19 protein-coding genes and 1 pseudogene are annotated in these 19471 nt (G+C 70.1%); 14 read left to right on the forward strand and 6 right to left on the reverse strand.

From position 1 onward, the window contains the following. Window positions 1-82 precede the first annotated feature (82 nt). The 3 genes and pseudogenes from ACFVAV_RS12870 to ACFVAV_RS12880 form a co-directional block, all read left to right on the forward strand. Window positions 83-1387, forward strand: a pseudogene (locus ACFVAV_RS12870) (FadD3 family acyl-CoA ligase); the annotation flags it as partial. A 155-nt stretch (window positions 1388-1542) separates the two neighbouring features. Continuing rightward, window positions 1543-2799 carry an amidohydrolase family protein gene (locus tag ACFVAV_RS12875; RefSeq protein WP_379034278.1) on the forward strand — a complete coding sequence of 419 codons (1257 nt, stop codon included), beginning with the start codon at window positions 1543-1545 and terminating at the stop codon, window positions 2797-2799. An 8-nt stretch (window positions 2800-2807) separates the two neighbouring features. Continuing rightward, window positions 2808-3110, forward strand: a complete 303-nt coding sequence (locus ACFVAV_RS12880) for a hypothetical protein (RefSeq protein ID WP_379034280.1) — start codon at window positions 2808-2810, stop codon at window positions 3108-3110. Between the two features lie 61 nt (window positions 3111-3171). Here ACFVAV_RS12880 and ACFVAV_RS12885 read toward each other — a convergent pair whose 3' ends face one another. Genes ACFVAV_RS12885 through ACFVAV_RS12900 form a run of 4 tightly spaced genes read right to left on the reverse strand, consistent with a single transcriptional unit; the run spans window position 3172 to window position 8192 of the window. Beyond that, a complete protein-coding gene (locus ACFVAV_RS12885) occupies window positions 3172-4332 on the reverse strand; it encodes a thiolase family protein (protein WP_379034282.1) in 1161 nt (386 codons plus the stop codon). After that, entirely contained in the window at window positions 4329-5501 is a 1173-nt protein-coding gene (locus tag ACFVAV_RS12890) for an OB-fold domain-containing protein (RefSeq protein ID WP_379034284.1), read from the reverse strand. Before ACFVAV_RS12890 ends, ACFVAV_RS12885 begins: the two co-directional genes overlap by 4 nt. A 19-nt stretch (window positions 5502-5520) precedes the next feature. Continuing rightward, window positions 5521-6729, reverse strand: coding sequence for a CaiB/BaiF CoA transferase family protein (locus tag ACFVAV_RS12895; RefSeq protein WP_379034286.1), 1209 nt, complete (start codon window positions 6727-6729; stop codon window positions 5521-5523). After that, window positions 6726-8192, reverse strand: a complete 1467-nt coding sequence (locus ACFVAV_RS12900; protein WP_379034288.1) for an aldehyde dehydrogenase family protein — start codon at window positions 8190-8192, stop codon at window positions 6726-6728. The genes ACFVAV_RS12895 and ACFVAV_RS12900 overlap by 4 nt, the downstream gene beginning before the upstream one ends. Before the next feature lie 255 nt (window positions 8193-8447). On the opposite strand from ACFVAV_RS12900, the gene ACFVAV_RS12905 reads away from it, so the two are divergent. The 9 genes from ACFVAV_RS12905 (at window position 8448) to ACFVAV_RS12945 (ending at window position 15341) form a co-directional block, all read left to right on the forward strand. Then, on the forward strand, window positions 8448-9155 hold the full coding sequence (locus ACFVAV_RS12905; RefSeq protein ID WP_379034290.1) for an SDR family NAD(P)-dependent oxidoreductase: 708 nt from the start codon (window positions 8448-8450) through the stop codon (window positions 9153-9155). A gap of 31 nt (window positions 9156-9186) precedes the next feature. Next, on the forward strand, window positions 9187-10047 hold the full coding sequence (locus tag ACFVAV_RS12910; protein WP_379034292.1) for a mycofactocin-coupled SDR family oxidoreductase: 861 nt from the start codon (window positions 9187-9189) through the stop codon (window positions 10045-10047). Window positions 10048-10061: 14 nt separating this feature from the next. Further along, window positions 10062-10259 (forward strand): ferredoxin, encoded by a 198-nt coding sequence (locus ACFVAV_RS12915; protein ID WP_379034294.1) that lies wholly within the window; start codon window positions 10062-10064, stop codon window positions 10257-10259. After that, complete coding sequence (locus ACFVAV_RS12920; RefSeq protein ID WP_379034296.1) at window positions 10256-10405, forward strand: hypothetical protein; 150 nt, start codon at window positions 10256-10258, stop codon at window positions 10403-10405. The genes ACFVAV_RS12915 and ACFVAV_RS12920 overlap by 4 nt, the downstream gene beginning before the upstream one ends. 14 nt (window positions 10406-10419) lie before the next feature. Next, window positions 10420-12084, forward strand: coding sequence for an OB-fold domain-containing protein (locus tag ACFVAV_RS12925; RefSeq protein ID WP_379034298.1), 1665 nt, complete (start codon window positions 10420-10422; stop codon window positions 12082-12084). A gap of 21 nt (window positions 12085-12105) precedes the next feature. Beyond that, window positions 12106-13062: an alpha/beta hydrolase gene (locus ACFVAV_RS12930; RefSeq protein ID WP_379034300.1), complete on the forward strand. Its 957-nt coding sequence runs from the start codon at window positions 12106-12108 to the stop codon at window positions 13060-13062. A gap of 5 nt (window positions 13063-13067) precedes the next feature. After that, on the forward strand, window positions 13068-13589 hold the full coding sequence (locus tag ACFVAV_RS12935; protein ID WP_379034302.1) for a DoxX family protein: 522 nt from the start codon (window positions 13068-13070) through the stop codon (window positions 13587-13589). After that, entirely contained in the window at window positions 13589-14422 is an 834-nt protein-coding gene (locus ACFVAV_RS12940; protein WP_379034304.1) for an NAD(P)-dependent oxidoreductase, read from the forward strand. The genes ACFVAV_RS12935 and ACFVAV_RS12940 overlap by 1 nt, the downstream gene beginning before the upstream one ends. A 97-nt stretch (window positions 14423-14519) precedes the next feature. Beyond that, window positions 14520-15341, forward strand: coding sequence for an NAD(P)-dependent oxidoreductase (locus tag ACFVAV_RS12945; protein ID WP_379034306.1), 822 nt, complete (start codon window positions 14520-14522; stop codon window positions 15339-15341). Between the two features lie 94 nt (window positions 15342-15435). Here the strand turns inward: ACFVAV_RS12945 and ACFVAV_RS12950 are convergent, their stop codons facing one another. Beyond that, on the reverse strand, window positions 15436-15624 hold the full coding sequence (locus tag ACFVAV_RS12950) for a ferredoxin (RefSeq protein WP_379034308.1): 189 nt from the start codon (window positions 15622-15624) through the stop codon (window positions 15436-15438). Next, window positions 15624-16913: a cytochrome P450 gene (locus tag ACFVAV_RS12955; protein WP_379034310.1), complete on the reverse strand. Its 1290-nt coding sequence runs from the start codon at window positions 16911-16913 to the stop codon at window positions 15624-15626. The genes ACFVAV_RS12950 and ACFVAV_RS12955 overlap by 1 nt, the downstream gene beginning before the upstream one ends. A gap of 143 nt (window positions 16914-17056) precedes the next feature. On the opposite strand from ACFVAV_RS12955, the gene ACFVAV_RS12960 reads away from it, so the two are divergent. Both ACFVAV_RS12960 and ACFVAV_RS12965 read left to right on the forward strand, forming a co-directional pair. Further along, entirely contained in the window at window positions 17057-18193 is a 1137-nt protein-coding gene (locus tag ACFVAV_RS12960) for an acyl-CoA dehydrogenase family protein (RefSeq protein WP_379034312.1), read from the forward strand. Between the two features lie 31 nt (window positions 18194-18224). Further along, window positions 18225-19454, forward strand: a complete 1230-nt coding sequence (locus ACFVAV_RS12965) for an acyl-CoA dehydrogenase family protein (protein WP_379034314.1) — start codon at window positions 18225-18227, stop codon at window positions 19452-19454. The last annotated feature ends 17 nt before the right edge of the window (window positions 19455-19471 follow it).

Consider the following 19471-nt stretch of genomic DNA (forward strand, 5'->3'; position numbering starts at 1 on the left):
TGCGGTCTGGGGCCACTCGGACGGGGTGCCGGGGGGGGGGCGGCGGTGGGCTGTCTCCTAGCGGGCGGCGGGGTGCGGGGGGGCCGCGGGGGCGCTCGCCGCTGCGGGCATCGACAAGGGTGACCGGGTCGCCCTCTGGGCGCCGAACTCCGCGCAGTGGATGATCGCGGCGTTCGGCGTGCTCACCGCCGGCGCCGTGCTGGTGCCGGTGAACACCCGGTTCAAGGCGGGCGAGGCGGCCGATGTCATCCGGCGCAGCGGGGCGAAAGCGGTGCTGGTGGAACAGGGTTTCCTCGGCACCGACTACACCGGTGTCACCGAGGTGCCGGTGATCGACCTGAAATCCGGGTTCCTCGAGGCGGGTGAGCCGTTCGAACGCGCCGTCGCGGGAACCGATGTCGCCGATGTCATCTTCACCTCGGGAACCACCGGACGCCCCAAGGGCGTCACGATGAACCACCGGCAGACCCTGCGGCTCTACACGGAGTGGTGCGATCTGGCCGACCTGCGCGAGGGCGACCGGTATCTGATCGTCAACCCGTTCTTCCACACCTTCGGGTACAAGGCGGGGCTGGTGGCCTCGCTCATCCGGGGCGCGACCGTCCTGCCGGTGCCGGTCTTCGACGTCGACACGGTCCTGGACCTGGTGGAACGGGAACGGGTGACGATGCTGCCCGGGCCGCCCACCCTGTATCACTCACTGCTGGAAGCGAAAGGCACCCGTGACCTGTCCTCGCTGCGCGCGGCGGTGACCGGCGCCGCCGACATCCCGGTGGAGCTCATCCGCCGGATCGCCCAGGAGCTGCCGTTCCGGTCCATCATGACCGGCTACGGCCTCACCGAGGCTGGCACGGCCACCGCCTCCCGGCCCGGCGACACCTTCGAACAGATCGCGACCACGGTGGGCCGCCCCTGCGATGGTGTCGAGGTCCGGATCGCCGAGGACGGCGAGGTTCTCGTCCGCGGCTACTCGGTCATGCTGGGCTATCTCGGCGATCCCGACGCCACCGCCGCGGCCATCGATCCGGACGGGTGGCTGCACACCGGCGATCTGGGCGAGCTGGACATCGACGGCAGACTGCGCATCGTCGGCCGGAAGAAGGACATGTTCATCGTCGGCGGATTCAACGCCTATCCCGCGGAGATCGAGGGCTTTCTGCTCGAACATCCCGCGGTGACGCAGGCCGCGGTTGTCGGGGTACCCGACGAGCGGCTCGGCCAGGTGGGACGGGCGTATGTGGTGGTCAAGGCCGAGGTCACCGAGGACGAACTCATCACCTGGAGCCGGGACCGGATGGCGGGATACAAAGTGCCGCGCTCGGTGCGGTTCCTGGATGCGTTGCCGCTCAACGCGACCGGCAAGGTGATGAAGGACCAGCTGTCGTGACCGGTTCCCGCGTACCCGACCCGGCACAGCTTCGAGTCCGCCGGCCCACTCCGTGCGGTATGCTTTGCCAATTGCGAGAATTGCATTCTCGCCTGCCGGACAGCACATTCTGACGATGCGGTCCCGGCGTTGCACATCACAGAGCGAGGAGTCCCGTGAAGACCGACGACCTGATACTCGTGAGCATCGACGACCACGTGGTCGAGCCACTCGACATGTTCGACCACCATGTCCCCCGCAAATGGGCGGACTACGCGCCCCGGGTGGTCGCCGACGAGAAGGGCATCGACCACTGGATCTACCGGGATCGGCCGACCGGCGTGGCCGGACTCAATGCCGTGGTCACCTGGCCCGCCGAGGAGTGGGGCCGTGACCCGGCCGGCTACGCGGAGATGCGCCCTGCCGTCTACAACGTGCACGACCGCGTGCGCGACATGGACGCCAACGGGGTGCTCACCTCCATGTGCTTCCCCACCTTCACCGGATTCAGCGCGGGGCATCTGAGCCGCGGCGGCCAGGACGAGATCACCGTCGCGATGATCTCGGCGTACAACGACTGGCATCTCGAGGACTGGGCGGGCGCCTATCCGGGTCGCTTCATCCCGATCGGCATTCTGCCCATGTGGGATCCGCAGCTGGCGGTCGCCGAGATCGAACGCCTCGCCGCCCGCGGCTGTCACTCGGTGACCATGCCCGAACTGCCGCACATCGACGGCCTGCCCAGCTATCACGACATCGACTACTGGGCGCCGGTGTTCCAGGCACTGCAGGACAACGAGACCGTGATGAACCTGCACATCGGCCAGGGCTTCGGCGTGCTGCGGCTCGCCCCCGACGCACCGATCGACAACCTCATGGTGCTGGCGCCGAGTATTTCGCTGATCGCGGCCCAGGACCTGCTGTGGGGACCGGCTTTCCGGCGTTTCCCGAAGCTGAAGGTCGCGCTGTCCGAGGGGGGTGTCGGCTGGATTCCGTTCTTCCTGGACCGCTCGGACCGGCACTACACCAACCAGCGCTGGCTGCGCCGGGACTTCGGCGGCAAGCTGCCCAGCGAGGTCTTCCGCGAGCACGTGCTCGCCTGCTACGTCACCGACCGGACCGCGCTGAAGTTCCGCCATGACATCGGTATCGACAACATCGCGTGGGAATGCGACTACCCGCACTCGGATTCGATCTGGCCCAACGCCCCGGAATTCGTGCTCGAGGAACTCCTGGCGGCGGGCGCCGAGGACGCCGACATCCACCAGATCACGTGGGAGAACGCGTGCAGGCACTTCAACTGGAATCCGTTCGTGCACATCCCGCGGGAGCGGGCCACCGTGGGCGCGCTGCGTGCCACCGCCACCGATGTCGACGTCTCCACCCGCTCGCGGGCCGACTACGCGGCCGCCTACGCCAAGCAGAACGGCTGAGGACGACCATGACAGCTCGGCTGATGATCTTCGCCACCCCGCACGACGGGATGGACGACGAGTACAACCGCTGGTACACCGACGTGCACATCCCGGAGATGCTCACCATCCCCGGCGTGGTCTCGTGCGAACGGCACCGGCTGGCCAGGGGCGGACCGGACGAGGCACGCTATCTGTCGGTGTTCGTCCTGGACGGGGAGCCCTCGACCGTGCTCGCCGAACTCGGTGCCCGCGCCGCGGACGGGCGGATGACGGTATCGGCGGCGGCCGACTCCGCCCGGACGCGGATCACCGTCTGGCACGCGCTCTGACCCGATCGCGACGAAAGCCCGGTCCCTGTACGGGGACCGGGCTCTCGTATGCCGGGTGAACTCAGCGGGCAGGGCCTTCGAGAATCGTCACCGCGGCGACCGCGGTCGGCCCACCCAGGTTGTGCGCCAACCCGAAGCGCGCGCCCTCGACCTGGTTCACCGCGGTGCCGCGCAGTTGCTCGAACAACTCGACGCACTGGGCGATGCCGGTGGCGCCGGGCGGGTGCCCCTTAGTCTTGAGACCACCGCTGGGATTGACCGGCAGCGCACCGCCGACCGAGGTCGCCCCGGTCTCGACGAGCTTGTGCGCCTCGAATTTCTCGGCGAAGCCGAGATCCTCGTAGCTCATCAGCTCGATGCCGGTGAAGTAGTCGTGCACCTCGGCCACATCGATGTCGGCCGGGGCGAGACCGGCCATCGCGAAGGCGCGACGGGCCGCCCGCAAGGTGGCCGGGAAGGTAGTCAGATCCGGCTTGTGCTGCACCATGATCGAGTCCAGTCCCAGCCCCACCCCGCGCACCCACACCGGCGCGTCGGTGTAGCGGTCCACCACGTCCTCGGCGCAGAGCACCAGCGCCGCGGCGCCGTCGCTCTGCGGTGCGCAGTCGTACACCCCGAACGGGTCGGCCACGATCGGTGCCCCGAGCGCCTGCTCCAGGGTGATCTCGAAGGGCAAGCGCACCTTCGGATTCCGCGCACCGTGCCGGTGGTTCTTCACCGCCACCATAGCCAGGTGCTCGCGGGTGGCCGGGGACTCGTGCAGGTAGCGACTCACGTGCAGGGCGAAGCCCGCGGGCGCGAACAGGCCCAGCTCGTAGTCCCAGGCGCGGTGCCTGGTCATCGACTCCCATTCGCGGAGCATGTCCTTCTCCGCGGTCTCACGCAGCTTGTCCGCGCCGATCACCAGCGCGACGTCCACCGCGCCGGAGGCGATGGCGTACAAGGCATTACGCACCGCGTCGTTGCCGGTGGCGCACGAGTTCTCGATGTGGGTCACCGGCAGGTCGGGCAGGCCGAGCGCTTCGGCCAGGATCCCGGACGGGAACCCGTCGGTGGTCCGCAGCGCGCCGAACCACGCGGCCTCGATCTCGTCGATCCGCAGGCCCTTGTCGACGGAGGCCGCGCATTCGGCGAAGGCCATCGGCAGCAGGTCGCCGATTCCGAAGGCGAAATGTTCGGCGAACGGTGTCATTCCCGCGCCGACGACAGCGACTCTTCTCATGCCGATTCCCTTTCCGGCTCGAACGCGTACCCGTAGTCCGGGACGCCCGAACGTATTGCCACCCGGCGCAACACCATTCGGCCGCGCACCCCGATCTCCGCGGTGCCCGCGTCGGCACCGGTCACCTTCGCCAAGGCGCGCACGCCGATCTCGTCGAGCTCGACGACCACCAGCGTGTACGGGCTCTTCTGCCCGGGCACCGGCATGCGCACAGTGGTCGCGGCGTAGACGATTCCGGTGCGCGGCAGGGGCACCAGGGTGTAGGTGGTGGCGAGGGTGCCGTCCTCGCCCAGCCGGTATCGCGGGGGGAAATCCAGCTCGTCGGTGCCCTCGTGCCTGCCCGCCTCCCAGCGCACCTTGGCTTCGAAGGCACGCTCGTAGGCGGCCAGCGAGAGCGGCAGGTCCGTCCCGGGTTCGACGATGCCGTCGAGCGGTGGCCGGGCCGGCGGCTCGAGCCGCCGCAGCGACAGCGTTCCCGGCACCACCGTGACACCGGACAGGCTGGCCTGTTCCACCCCGACCAGCAGCCCGGCGGTGTCCCACTCCGCCATCGCCGCCAGGGCGAACAGCGCCGACGACGCCCCGTTGGTCGGCAGCCGGGGCGGTGTCCCACACAGCGCGGACGCCTGCTTGTGCTCCACGCCCGCCACCGCGACCGGGGTGTCGAGCCAGGCTGCCGACAGCGACGCCACCAGACCGCGCTCACGCAGCAGCCGCGGGTCGCCGTAGTCGTGGACGCCGTCGGCATGGCGGGTACGCACCGGCAGGCTGCGCGCGACCCGGGCCGTGGTGCGCACCTGCACCCCGCTGCGGTCGGAGATCCAGGCGGCCGCCGCGCCCGCGGGCTCGAGGTCGACGCCGATCACCAGGGTGCGCGGACGGGCGGAACTGAGCGCGTCCAGGGTCGCCGGGGCGCCACCGAGCCGCTCGGTCACCTCGAGCTCGGGATCGAGCCCGAGCCCGGCGAGCAGCACCGCGGTGTTGCTGCTCTCCACCAACGGCAGATCGCGGCTGACCAGGACCACCCGTTCCACCGGTTCGCCGCCGGCGAGCGCGGCCCGGCCCGCCTCCACCGCGAGGGTGACCGCGTCCTCGTCGTCTCCGGCGACACGATGATGCCGGTGCCCCCAGCAGGGTAGATACGTCCCCATCGACGCAACATGCGGCATGTCGGCTCCTTCCGGACGACTAGGTGACCGCGCCCGCGGTCTTGAGCGTGATGATGCGATCCCAGTCGAGTCCCAGTTCGAGCAGGATCTCCTCGGTCTGCGCCGCGAACTCCGGTCCCGGCCGCAGGCTGGGCGGCGCCACGTCGAATTGCACCGGGCTGGAGACCAGTTCGAGTTCACCGGCGGGGAGCAGATACTGGTTGGCCCGGATCTGGGCGTCGGCGAGCAGCTGCACCGAATCCTGGACCGGCGCCCAGGGACCCGCCAGCGTGGCGAACCGCTCGGTCCACTCGGCGAGGGTGCGCCCACCGATCACCTCGCGCAGGATCGCCACCGCCTCGGCGGTGTGCTCGGCGATCGACGCGGCATCGGCGAAACGCGGATCCTCGGCCAGGTCGGGCCGGTCGATGTGATGGCACACGTCGGCCCAGAACTTGGCGGGCTGCAACATGACGAACGACAGGTAGCGGTCGTCGGCGGTGGCGTAGAGACCCGAGAGCGGATTGGTCGGCGCGCCGTGCACACCGGGGCGCGGCGCGCGCATCGGCTGCTGCTGCGAGGCCGACAGCGCGACCGTGTGGCCGAGCGCCCACAGCCCGCTGCCCAGCAGCGAGACGTCGACGACCGAGGTCTCGCCGGTGCGTTCCCGTTTCAGCAGCGCGGCGGCGATGCCGCCGGCCAGGTTGGTGCCCGAGATGGTGTCACCGAAGGCCGGGCCGGGCGGCTGGATCAGCCCTTCGGTCCCCTCCGGGGTGATGGTCGCGGCGATCCCGCCGCGGCACCAGAAGGCGGTCATGTCGTACCCGCCCCGGATGGACTCGGTCCCCCGCGGCCCCAGTGCGCTGCCCCGGGCGTAGACGATGTCCGGATTCACCGCGCGGATGTCGTCGACGTCGATGCCGAACTTGGTCCGCGCGGAGGGCAGGAAGCTGGTGAGGAACACATCCGCGTTCTTCGCCAGCGCCCGGATCACCTCGCGGCCCTCCGGCACCGACATGTCGACGCCGATACTGCGCTTGCCCCGATTCGCGTGTTCCACATTGGGATTCGGATCGCCCTCGACGGTGAAGGCACCCACCCGGCGCAACCCGCGTTGCGGATCGCCCCCACTGGCATGCTCCACCTTCACCACGTCGGCGCCCCAGTCCGACAGCACCGCACCCGCCGACGGCACGAACCCGTACATGGCGACCTCGAGCACGGTGATGCCCGCCAGCGGCCCGCTCATCCGAGGACTTCCGCGAGGGTCTTGTGCTCGAGGAACTCCTCGAGCCCGGCCACGCCCATCTCCCGGCCGATGCCGGACTGCTTGTAGCCGCCGAACGGGGCGTCGGGGTGGAAGTAGTTGCCGCCGTTGATGCTGAAGGTGCCGGTGCGCACCCGCCGCGCCACCGCCTTGGCCCGGTCCGCGTCGGCGCTGAAGACCGCGCCCGACAGCCCGTAGATCGAGTTGTTGGCGATGCGGACCGCCTCGTCGTCGTCGGCGTACGGGATCAGCGCCAGCACCGGCCCGAACACCTCCTCCTGGGCGATCTCGCTGTCGGGGTCGACATTCGCCAGCAGCGTCGGGGCATAGAAGAAGCCGGGATCCAGTTTCTTCCCACCGGTCACCAGGGTGGCGCCTGCGGCGACCGCGCGCCGCACCATGGCGTGCACCTTGTCCCGCTGCTTGGCGCTGATCAGCGGTCCCATGTAGGTCTTGGGGTCGTTCGGATCACCGTGGCGCACATGGGCGAAGTTGGCCGCGACCAGCTCGGCGACCCGGTCGTGATCGGCGGCGGGCACCAGCAGCCGGGTGGTGAGCGCGCAGCCCTGCCCGGCATGGGTGACGACGCTGAACGCCGCGAACACGGCCGCCTGGGTGTAGTCCGCGTCGTCGAGCAGGATCATCGCCGACTTGCCGCCCAACTCCAGGAACACCTTCTTGAGCGTCGCGCTCGCGGCCGCCATGATCTGGCGCCCCACCGGGGTGGATCCGGTGAAGGTGACGACATCCACGTCCGGATGCGTCGTCATCCGCTTGCCCACCTCGATGTCGGAGGACGCGAGGACATTCACCACGCCCGAGGGGATCTCGGTGTGGCCGGCGATGATCTCCCCCAGCGCCAGCGTGGCCAGCGGCGTGTCCGGCGCGCCCTTGAGCACCACCGTGCAACCGGCCGCCAGCGCGGGTGCGAGCTTGGCCAGAGCCAGCTGATGGGGGTAGTTGTAGGCGGCGATCGCGGCGACCACGCCTGCCGCTTCCTTCTCGACCCAGCGGTGATGCTGCTGCCCGCGGATCTCGACATTGCCGAGGTCCTCGGTCCACGCGTAGTCGTCGAGCAGTTCGGCGTAGTAGCGCACGATCTCGAACGGGGTCTCCAGCTGATTGCCCGCGGTCAGCGCGCGCGTCGCACCGACCTCGGCGATCGTCAGCGCGCGCAGTTCCTCGACATTGTCACGCAGCGCGCGATAGAGCTGCCGCAGGCAGCGCGCGCGGAACCGCGGATTGGTCGCCCAGCTGGTCTCGTCGAACGCGCGGCGCGCGGCGGCGACGGCGTCGTCGACATCGCCGACCCCCGCCTCGGGCGCGTAGCCGTACACCTCGCCGGTCGCGGGATCGAGCGAAGCGAGCGTCTGCCCGGTTTCGCGCAGCTGCCCGTCGACGAGCAATCGACGTGTCACCGTCCCCGCCACTTCCTGCGTTGACATCCCGCCTCCTTGCTGGGACCGAGTCCCTATGGAAATAGCATTCTCTCAATCGAGAATGCTACATGCAACGAGCGGGACGGTAACAGGGATCGGCGACCGAATCGGAGCAATTCGCCCCCATCACCCCCGGATCCCCGAATTCCACCGTCGCCCTTGCTAACCAGAACTCGACGAGAGTACGGTTCTCGAATCTGGAAGGGAGATTCTTGTGTTTCACACACCAGCGGCCGTGAGGGCCGGAGCGGGGGATCACACGTGAAGACAGCCGTGGTCACCGGAGGCGCCTCCGGCATCGGGCTCGGGATCGCCGAACGGCTGCGCGGCGACGGATTCCACGTCGCCACCCTGGATCTGCACCCGCCGGCCGACGACGACGTCGCCTTCCGGGCCGACGTCACCGATCCGGCACAGGTCGCCGCGGCGCTCGACGCCGTCCGCGCGAAATTCGGCCCGATCGCGGTGCTGGTGAACTCGGCCGGGCTGGACGGATTCAAACGCTTCGGGAAGCTGTCGTTCGCGGAGTGGCAGCGGGTCATCGATGTGAACCTGCACGGCGTCTTCCACACCATCCAGGCCGTGCTGCCGGACATGATCGACGCGGGCTGGGGCCGCATCGTCAACATCTCCTCGTCGAGCACGCACTCAGGCCAGCCGTTCATGGCGCACTACGTCGCGGCCAAGTCGGCGGTCAACGGACTCACCAAAGCTCTTGCGCTGGAGCTGGGTCCGTCGGGCATCACCGTCAACGCGGTCCCGCCCGGCTTCATCGACACCCCGATGCTGCGCAAGAACGAACAGGCCCAGCGCCTCGGCGGCACGGTCGAGGACCACATCCAGCGCACGCCCGTCCGCCGCGTCGGCACGCCGGCCGACATCGCCGCGGCGTGTGCCTTCCTGATCTCCGAGGAAGCCTCCTACATCACCGGGCAGATCTTCGGGGTCAACGGCGGACGCAACACATGAGCATCGAACACCCCGAACGAGAGGAACTCCCATGGGACGCGTAGCAGGCAAAGTCGCCTTCGTCACCGGCGCGGCGCGCGGCCAGGGCCGCAGTCACGCGGTCCGGCTGGCCGAAGAGGGCGCCGACATCATCGCCGTCGACATCTGCCAGGACATCGACTCCATCGGCTACGCGCTGTCGCGCCCCGAGGATCTCGAGGAGACGGCGCGACTGGTGGAGAAGGCCGGGCGCCGGATCCTGACCAGGCAGGTCGACGTCCGCGACGCCGCCGCCCTCAAGACGGTCGTCGCCGACGGCGTCGCCGAATTCGGGCACCTCGACATCGTGATCGCCCAGGCCGGCATCGCGGGAATGAAGGGCACGCCGCAGTGGCAGGCCTGGTCCGATGTCATCGACACCAATCTGATCGGCGTCATCAACACCATCCAGGCCGCGCTGCCGCATCTGCGAGAAGGCGCGTCCATCATCGCGACCGGTTCGGTCGCGGCCCTGATGGATATCGCCAAGGTGGATCAGCCCGGCCGCGATCCGGGCGGCATCGCCTACGTCGTCGCCAAGCGGGGCCTGTCGGAGTACGTGCACCATCTGGCCCTGCACATCGCGGCACAACGTATCCGCGCCAACGTGATCCACCCGACCAACTGCGACACCCCGATGCTGCAGAGCGAGCCGATGTACCGCTCGTTCCGCCCCGATCTCGAGCACCCGACGCGCGCCGACGCCGAGCCGGCCTTCGGTGTCCAGCAGGCGATGCCGATCCCGTTCGTCGAGACCCGCGACATCAGCGACGCCGTGCTGTTCCTGGCGTCGGACGAGTCGCGGTTCATCACCGGAACGCAGCTGCGCGTCGACGGCGGCGGGTACCTGAAGTGGTACGAGTACCACATCTGAGAGGAAGTTTCATCGTGAAGGTCCAGGTCGATGCGCAGCGCTGCCAGGGGCACACGCTGTGCGCCATGATCGCGCCGCAGGCGTTCGAACTCAGTGACATCGACGGCCACTCCTCACCGGTCGACGAGCAGGTGCCCGCCGATCAGCAGGAGCAGGTGCGCGAGGCGGTGCACTCGTGCCCCGAGCGTGCCATCTCGCTGGCGGAACAGTGATCGCCGCCGCCGCCCGCGCACGGCCCCGGATCCACGTCGACTACGACACCATCGCGGAGATCCCGGGCAAGCGGCGGCATCCGCCCGCCACCCCGGGCGAGCTCACCGAGCCGGTCACCCACCAGCGCGCCGGCGCGCAGATCTGATCGAGGAGGAACCTGTGGCGGCGGACAGCACACCCGCGTCCGGGCGGCCGCTGCCGCAGCTCGGCCCGGACAACGAATTCTTCTGGACCGCGGGCGCCGACGGTGTCCTGCGGATCCAGGAGTGCCGCTCCTGCGCCGCCCTGCTGCATCCACCGCAGCCGGTGTGCCGCTACTGCCGCGGTCACGAGCTCGGTGTCCGTGAGCTCTCCGGCCGCGCGACGCTGATCGCGTTCACGGTGAACCACCGCTTCGCCTTGCCGGGGCTGGACCCGCCGTACGTCGTGGCCACCGTCGCGCCGGTCGAGGACACCCGGGTCCGGCTGACCACCAATATCGTGGCGGCCGAACCGGATTCGCTCGAACTCGGCATGCCGGTCGAGGTCACCTTCCAGCCGGACGGTGACGTGTGGCTGCCACTGTTCCGCCCGGTCGCCGGCGAACCGATCGCGCTGCCGGTGGACGAGATCGCCCCCGACGCCTACGCCGCGCGCATCCGGCCGATGGTGCGCAGCGACAAGTTCGAGGACCGGGTCGCGCTCACCGGCATCGGGATGTCGCGGATCGGCCGCAGGCTCATGGTGCCCGCGCTGTCGCTGACCGTGGCGGCCTGCGAGCGCGCGGTCGCCGACGCCGGCCTCACCTTCGACGACATCGACGGGCTGTCGTCCTATCCCGGCGGCGGCAATCTCGGTGGGTTCGGCGAAGGTGGGGTGACCGCGCTCGAGGCCGCGCTCGGCATCCGGCCGACCTGGCACAACGGCGGTATCGAAACCTTCGGCCCCGGTGGCTCGGTGATCGCCGCCATGACCGCGGTGGCCGCCGGGCTGGCCCGGCACGTGCTGTGCTTCCGCACCGTCTGGGAATCCACCTTCGCCGAGCAGATGAAGGCGGGCCGGATCACCCCGGGCGGTGGCCGCACCGCCAGCTGGCTGACTCCCTTCGGCGCCACCTCCGCCGCGCATACCCTGGCGCAGAAGGCGCAGCGGCACTTCCACGACTACGGCACCACCCGCGAGACCCTGGGCTGGATCGCGCTCAACCAGCGCGCCAACGCCGAACTCGATCCCACCGCGGTCTACCGCGACCCGATGACCATGGACGACTATCTCGCGGCCCGGCCCGTCACCAGCCCGTTCGGGCTCTACGACTGCGACGTCCCGTGCGACGGCGCGGTCGCGGTGATCGTCTCCGCGGTCGACACCGTCGCCGATCTGGCGAGCACCCCGGTGTTCGTGGAGGCGGTCGGCACCCAGATCGTCGAGCGCATCGAATGGGACCAGAGCACCCTCACCCACGAACCGCAGGTCCTCGGCCCGGCCGCGCACCTGTGGACGCGCACCGACCTGCGGCCCCGCGATGTCGACGTGGCCGAGCTCTACGACGGCTTCACCTTCAACTGCCTGTCCTGGATCGAGGCGCTCGGGTTCTGCGGAATCGGTGAGGCCGCGGACTTTCTCGACGGCGGCAAGAACATCGCCCGCGACGGGCTGATCCCGGTGAACACCCACGGCGGGCAGCTCTCCCACGGCCGCACCCACGGCATGGGTCTGCTCCACGAAGCCATCGCGCAGTTGCGCGGCGACGCCGGACCACGACAGGTGCCCGGCGCCCGAGTCGCGGTGGTGTCCAGCGGCGGGCTCACCCCCGGCGGTGTGATGCTGCTGCGCGCCGGGTCATGAGTGCCAGGAAAGCGAGATGACGTGACCCTCACCCATTCCGGACTCCGTGCGGTCGGTGACGACGCGCCCGCGACCGTAGTCGCCGAGGTCGACGGCATTCCGGTGTCCGCGCTGTTCGCCGAGGCACCGGCGCCGCGCGGGGTACTGCTCGCCCTGCACGGCGGGTCGACGACTTCGGCCTACTTCGATTGCCCCGGACATCCGGAGCTTTCGCTGATCCGGGCGGCGCACCGGCTGGGCTACACGGTCCTCGCGCCGGACCGCCCCGGTTACGGCAGTTCCGCGCCGTACGCCGAGCAGCTGATCCCGGCGGCGGTCCGCGTCGATCTGATGTTCGAAGCGCTCGAAGCCTTCCTGCGCGGCCGCCCGCGCGGTGCCGGAGTGTTCCTCGCCGCCCATTCGGCCGGCGCGGAACTGGCGATGCGGATGGCGGGCGATCCCCGGTTCACCGACCTGCTCGGTGTGGAGCTGGCGGGCACCGGCTACCGCTATCACCCCGACGGCGCGGGCATCCTGCGCACCGTCGGCCCCGATTCGCCCCGTCCGCCGGGAGTCGGTGACCTGATCTGGAATCCGCCGCGGCTCTATCCCGCCGACGCCCGCCGCGGCGCCGCGATCGCGGTGCCTGCCCCGCCGGCGGAGACCGAGGCCGTCGCCGACTGGGCCACACGGGTCTTCCCGGCGCTGGCCGCCGGAATCCGGGTGCCCGTGCGGTTCTCCGCGGGTGATCACGAGCGGGTCTGGTGCAACGACGTGGCCGCGCTGGCCGAAGTGGGTGCGCTGTTCATCGCCGCGCCGCGGGTCGTGCTCAACCGCCAGCCCAACACCGCGCACAACATCAGTGTGGGCAATACCGCCGCGGCCTATCACCTGGGTCTGCTCGCCTTCGCCGAGGAATGCCTGGTGACCGCCCAGCACGGCGAATTCTCCGGTCCCACCACACAATTGGACGGCGGCACGGTGCCGCCGGAGAGGTGAATGTGATGGACGCGACCGATACCGCCCTGCTCCTGCTGCGAGTCGTGGTGGGCGCCACCATGATCGCGCACGGGGTCAACCACTGGCTCGGCGGCGGTGGAATCGTCGGCACCGCGGGCTGGTTCACCGGCCTCGGCCTGCGCAACGGCGTGCTGCAGGCGTGGACGAGCGTGGTCACCGAGATCGGTGCCGGCGCGCTGCTCGTGCTCGGGCTCGGCACGCCGCTGGGCGCGGGCGCGGTGGTGGGCGTGATGCTCGTGGCCGGGCTGCTCGCCCACCGCACGAACGGATTCTTCGTGTTCAAGGAGGGCTACGAGTACGTCCTCGTGCTCGCCGTGGCGGCGGTCGCCCTGGGCGCGCTCGGCCCCGGCCGGGTCTCGCTGGATCACGCCCTCGACATCACCGTCACCGGCTGGGCGGGTGGACTTCTCGCGCTCGGACTCGGTGTCGCAGCGACCATCGGCCTGCTGGCGGCGTTCTATCGCCCGGCGCCGGCCCCCGTCGTTACCGGACAGGAGGCGCACTGATGCGCATCGGATTCATCGGACTGGGCAGCCAGGGCGGACCCATGGCGCGGCGCATCGTCGAGGCCGGCTACCCGACCACGCTGTGGGCGCGCCGGTCCGCGTCGCTCGAGCCCTACGCCGACACCGCGGCGAACACCGCCGGCTCCCCCGCTGCACTGGGCGCGGCCGCCGATCTGGTGTGCGTGTGCGTGGTCGGTGACGCCGACGTCCGCGAGGTCGTCACCGGGGAGCACGGCGTACTCGCAGGCATGGCACCCGGCTCGGTGCTCGCCGTGCACTCCACCGTGCACCCGGACACCTGCCGTGAACTCTCGGAAATTGCCGCCCGCCAGAGTGTTTCGGTGCTCGACGCACCCGTGAGCGGCGGTGGCCCCGCCGCCGCCGAGGGCCGATTGCTGGTGATGGTCGGCGGCCCCGCCGACCCGGTCGAGACCGCCCGGCCGGTGTTCGCGACCTACGCGGACCCGATCGTCCACCTCGGCGACGTCGGCGCGGGACAGTTCGCCAAGCTGCTCAACAACCTGCTGTTCACCGCCAATCTCGCGACCGCACAGGGAACTCTGCGCCTCGGCGCCGACCTCGGCCTCGACGCCGCGCGGCTCGGCGAGGTCATCACCCACGGCACCGCCGACAGCTTCGCGCTCGGCCGCGTCGTCGCCTCGGGCGGCACCCTCGACGGCCTCGCCGTCCGCGCGGGCGACCTGCTGCGCAAGGACGTCGGCCTGCTCGCCGACCTCGCCGCCGCGGCAGCTGCGGAGCCGGGTATCGAACTCGATGCCGCCGATGCCGCACTGGCAGTGATGAAGCGGGAGCGCACCGCGCTGCCGCACTGACGACGAACCTACGCGTTGTGGAGGTTGGGTACCGGCGGCGAACCCCCTGAGCTTCCTGGCGCCCGATCGACTGTCACCACCAGAGGAAGAGACCAGGATGCGTGTGGGATTCGTGGGCGCGGGCCGGATGGGCAAGCCGATGATCGCCCGTCTCGTCGATGCCGGGCACACCGTGCGGACCCTTGCCCGCAATGCCGATGCGCACGAGGTGGTGGCCGCTGTCGGCGCCACTCCCGTCGCGTCCGCTACCGAGGCGGCCCACGGCGCCGAGGTGCTGATCGTCTGCGTGTTCAGCGACGACCAGGTACGCGAGATCTGCCTGGAGGGAACACTTCTCACCGATCTGCCCGCCGGTGCGCTCGTCGTCCTGCACACCACCGGCAGCCCGGAGACCGCCGTCGCCGTCGCGACCGCCGCGGCCCACCGGGGTATCGGTGTGGTCGACGCCCCGGTCAGCGGTGGCCCGCACGATATCGCCGCGGGCACCCTCACCGTCTTCCTCGGCGGGTCCGACAGTGACTCCCGCCTCGCGACCGAAGTCCTTGGCGCCTATGGTGATCCGGTCCTGCACGTCGGCGGGCTCGGAGACGGTCAGCGCGTGAAGCTGGTCAACAACGTCCTGTTCGCGGCGCAGATCGGTCTCGTCGCCGAGGCGGTGCGGCTGGGCACCCTCCTCGGCCTGTCCGAACCGGCGCTGCTGGCCGCGCTCCCCCACGCCAGCAGCGGCGGCAACGCGGTCACCCGGATCGCGGGCCGGGGCTCGGTGGATCTGTTCCGCGCCACCGGCGGCGAATTCCTGCGCAAGGACATCGCGGTCGCCGGCGCGGTCGCCGACGCACTCGGCGCGGACCTCGGCCTGCTCGAAACCGCGATCCGCACCGGTCTGACGCCGTCGACTCCGGTCACCCCGTCCTCCTGAGCCCGTCGGTGCCGGCCGGATAGCCGATCAGGGCCCGGGGTCCCACCCGGACACAAGAATGGGTTCCGCTGCACCGCAACGGAACCTATTTCTCTCACTCCACGACGATGGCCTGCTCCGGGCAGGCCGACACCGCGTCCTCCACCGCGCCGACCAGATGGTCGGGCACCGCGCCCGCGATCGTCTCGGCGTAGCCGTCCACGTTCAGCGTGAAGACCTCCGGGCACAGCCCGAGACAGGCGCCGTGGCCACGGCAGCGGTCCGCGTCGACAGTTACCTTCATCAGGCCTCCTCGGTGTCGAATTCCAGGTGCAGCGAGGTGAGCCCACGCAGGATGAAGGTCGGCAGGTAGTGATACCGCCGTTCCTCCGCGGGCCCGTGCACCGCCTCGTCGATGCGCAGATCGGTGGTGCGATCGAGCAGTCGCTCGATGGCGATCCGGGCTTCGGCGCGCGCCAGGGGCGCGCCGGGGCAGGTGTGCGCACCGCGTCCGAAGGCGATGTGCTGGCGGGCATTCGAGCGCGCCGGATCGAACGTGGTCGGATCGTCGAAACGGCGCGGGTCACGATTGGCCGCACCGTTGACGACCATCAGCACGGTCCCCACCGGCACCTCGGCCCCGCCTACCGTCGAGGTCGTCTTCGCGAGCCGGAAGTCGCCCTTGACCGGGCTCTCCATCCGCAGCGATTCCTCGATGAAGTTCTGGATGCGGCTCTTGTCCGCGCGCAGGTACTCCTGGATGTCGGGGCGCTCGGCGATCAGTTTCAGCGCCGAACTCAGCAGCCGGACCGTGGTCTCCTGGCCGGCCGAGAAGACGTTGGCGGCCACCCGCACGACGTCGAGGACCTCCGGCTGCGACCCGTCCGGGAAGGTCGCGGTGGCCAGGCTGGTGAGCACGTCGCCGCGCGGGTTGCGGCGGCGGTCCTCGATGTAGGCCGAGAACTTGCTGTAGAGGAACTCGATCGGGTTGTGCGACATGCCCTCACCCTGCGTGGAGCCGACGCTGGCGCCCTCGCGGTGCGGGTCGCGCTGCAGGGTGTGCAGGAACTCGTCCTGGTCGTCCCTGGGCACACCGAGCAGGTCGGCGATCACGTAGAGCGTGAAGGGACCCGCGAACTCGCGCATGCAGTCGCCGCCGGTGACCAGATAGTGGTCGAGCATGCGGTCGGCGATCGACCACATCGCCTCCTCGTTCTCCTTCAACCGCTTCGGCGTGATCAGCCGCATGAGCAGCGCGCGATGGTCGGTGTGCGTCGGCGGATCCAGCGTCGGCAGCTGATCGCTCATCGGGAGGCTGTCGCGATGCTCGGCGATCACCGCGTCGACATCGCTGTTCTCGTCCAGCGGAACCGGGAATCCGGGGAACGGGCCGGTGACGGCGATACACGAGGAGAACCGCTCGACATCGTTGTAGACCTCGAGCGCCTCGTCGTAGCCGGTCACCATCATCACGTCGTGATGCCGCTCGCGGGTCACCGGGCATTGCTCGCGCAACGAGTCGAAATAGGGGTAGGGATCTGCCACCAGCTCCTGTCCGAGGAAGAAGTCCAGATCCTGGAAGTTGTTCACCACGCGACGGGTCCCTTCGAGATTCCGGTCGACGCCACCCAGCGGCTGTTGGTGCCAGTCGACTTCCGTGATTGAGAATAAGCCTCTCACATGTGAGTATGAGATTTCCACACTGCTCGCTGCGCGTCAACCGGAGGACCGATCCGATGCCCCACGACCCCACCGCGGACCAGCGGTTTTTCCAGACGACCACCCGTGAATTCCTCACCGGCACCGTCCCGATCGACACCGTGCGCGCGCTCGCCGACGCCGGGACCGGATTCGATCGGGACTGGTGGCGGCGCGGCGCCGAACTCGGCTGGACCGCGATGCTGGTGCCTGAAAGCCTCGGCGGCGGTTCGGTTTCCGGTCACCCGATGACCGAACTCGCCCTGGTCGCCGAGGAACTCGGCCGCGCCGCGGCGCCCGGCCCGTTCGTCACCACCACCGCGGCACTGGCGGGCCTGCGTGCCACCGCGGGCCACCTCGCCGACACGGTCGCCGCGATCGTGGCCGGGACGGTCGTCGTGACCTGGGCGGTGTATGAGCCCGGTGCGGGCTTCGGCGCGCTCACCGGCGAGGTCACCGGCACCCGGGCGGTGCGAGCAGGCACCGGATATCGGCTGACCGGCGTCAAGGACCGGGTGGAGGCAGCCGATCAGGCCGACCTGTTCCTGGTCACCGCGACCGGCCCCGACGGCCCGATCCAGCTGCTCGTGCCCGCCGATACGCCGGGTGTCTCGGTCAGCCCGACCTGGACCATCGACCTCACCCGGCGCACCGGCAAGGTCGTTTTCGACGAGGTCGTCGTCGGCGCCGACGCGGTGACCCACACCGGTGCCGAGGCCGCCGCCGCGGTGCGCGCACAGGCGAGCGCCGCCGCGCTCGTCACCGCCGCGGAGTCGGCAGGCGCCGCCGACCACGCCCTCACCCGCACGCTGACCTGGCTGTTCGAGCGCTACACCTTCGGACGGCCGCTGGCCTCGTACCAGTCGCTCAAGCACCGGATGGCCGACAACAAGACCTGGCTGGAAGCCTGCCACGCCACCGCCTTCGCCGCCGCGGCCGCGTGGGACGCCGAGGCGCCGGAGACCGGCGAGTACATCAGCATCGCGAAATCGTATGTGGGCGCGAAGGCTCCGGTGATCGCCCAGGACTGCGTGCAGCTGCACGGCGGAATCGGCGTCACCTGGGAGCACGATCTGCACCTGTTCCTGCGCCGGATCACCCTCGGTCGCGCGCTGTACGGCACACCCGAGGAACACCGGCGCCACATCACCGATCTGCTCGACTCCGCGGCATGACCGCACCGTCCATCCAGGAAGGCATCGTCGTATGACCACCGACATCGAGACCGTCGAGGAATTCCGCGTCCGGGCCCGGAACTGGCTGAAAGCCACCCTGCTCCCGGCGCCGCCCACGATCGCGCCCGCCGACACCGAGGAGGCGTGGCAGCACGCCCGCCGGTTGCAGCGCGTGCTCCACGACGGGGGTTTCGCCGGTATCTGCTTCCCCACCGAATACGGCGGCCTCGGCCTGACGACCGATCATCAGGCGGCCTTCACCGAGGAATCCCTGCCCTACGAGATGCCGCTGCTGCTGAACGTGCCGACGCTGGCCATCTGCGCGGCCAGCCTGCTCGATCTCGGGACCGAGGAACAGAAGCGGACCCATCTGCCCGCCGTGCTGCGCGGCGACGAGATCCTGGTGCAGTTCCTGTCCGAGCCGCGCGGTGGCTCGGATCTGGCGGGACTCACCTCCCGCGCCGATCGCGACGGCGACCGGTGGATCCTCAACGGCTCCAAGATCTGGAGTTCGGGCGCCTACGCCGCCGACTACGGCCTGTGCCTGGCCCGCACCGACTGGACCGTGCCCAAACATCAAGGCCTGACCCTGTTCCTGGTGCCGGTGCACGCGGAGGGCGTCACGGTGCAGCGGATCAAGCAGGTCACCGGCTCGACCGAGTTCTGCCAGGAGTTCTTCGACGATGTGGTGCTGCCCGCGGACGCGGTGGTCGGTGCGGTCGACGGCGGCTGGGCAGCGGCCTCGCGTCTGCTCTTCCACGAGCGGGCGGCCCTCGGCGGCACCTCGCCCTACACCAGCGGCGCCCGCCCGCACCTCGGTGGCGAAGCCGACCAGCTGCTGCGCCTGGCGAAAGCGACCGGCCAGGACGGCGATTCGCGGGTGCGCGAGGACATCGGCGAAGCACGGGCCATGAACATCGTGCGCGATCAGCTCATCGCCCACGTCACCCGGGCGATAGCCACCGGCACGCTGCCCCCTGCCGCCGGCGCCATCCCCCGGCTCTTCTCCGCCGAGAACGCCTGGCTGCAAACCGATACCGCGCTGCGGATCGCCGGACCCCACGGCGCGACGCACACACCGGGCGACGGTGCCGACACCGAAACCGTCGGCTTGGACTACCTGTTCCGCGCGGCCTGGAGCCTGGCGGGAGGCAGCACCGAGATGGCCCGCAACGTGATCAGTGAACGGGTGCTGGGGATGCCGAGGGAAGCCGCCGCCGACCGCGACGTGCCCTTCGACCAGGTGCCCCACGGACGATGAGGTACGGGTGAGCGGCT

The organism is Nocardia sp. NPDC057663 (genome assembly GCF_042799895.1).
GTDB lineage: Bacteria > Actinomycetota > Actinomycetes > Mycobacteriales > Mycobacteriaceae > Nocardia.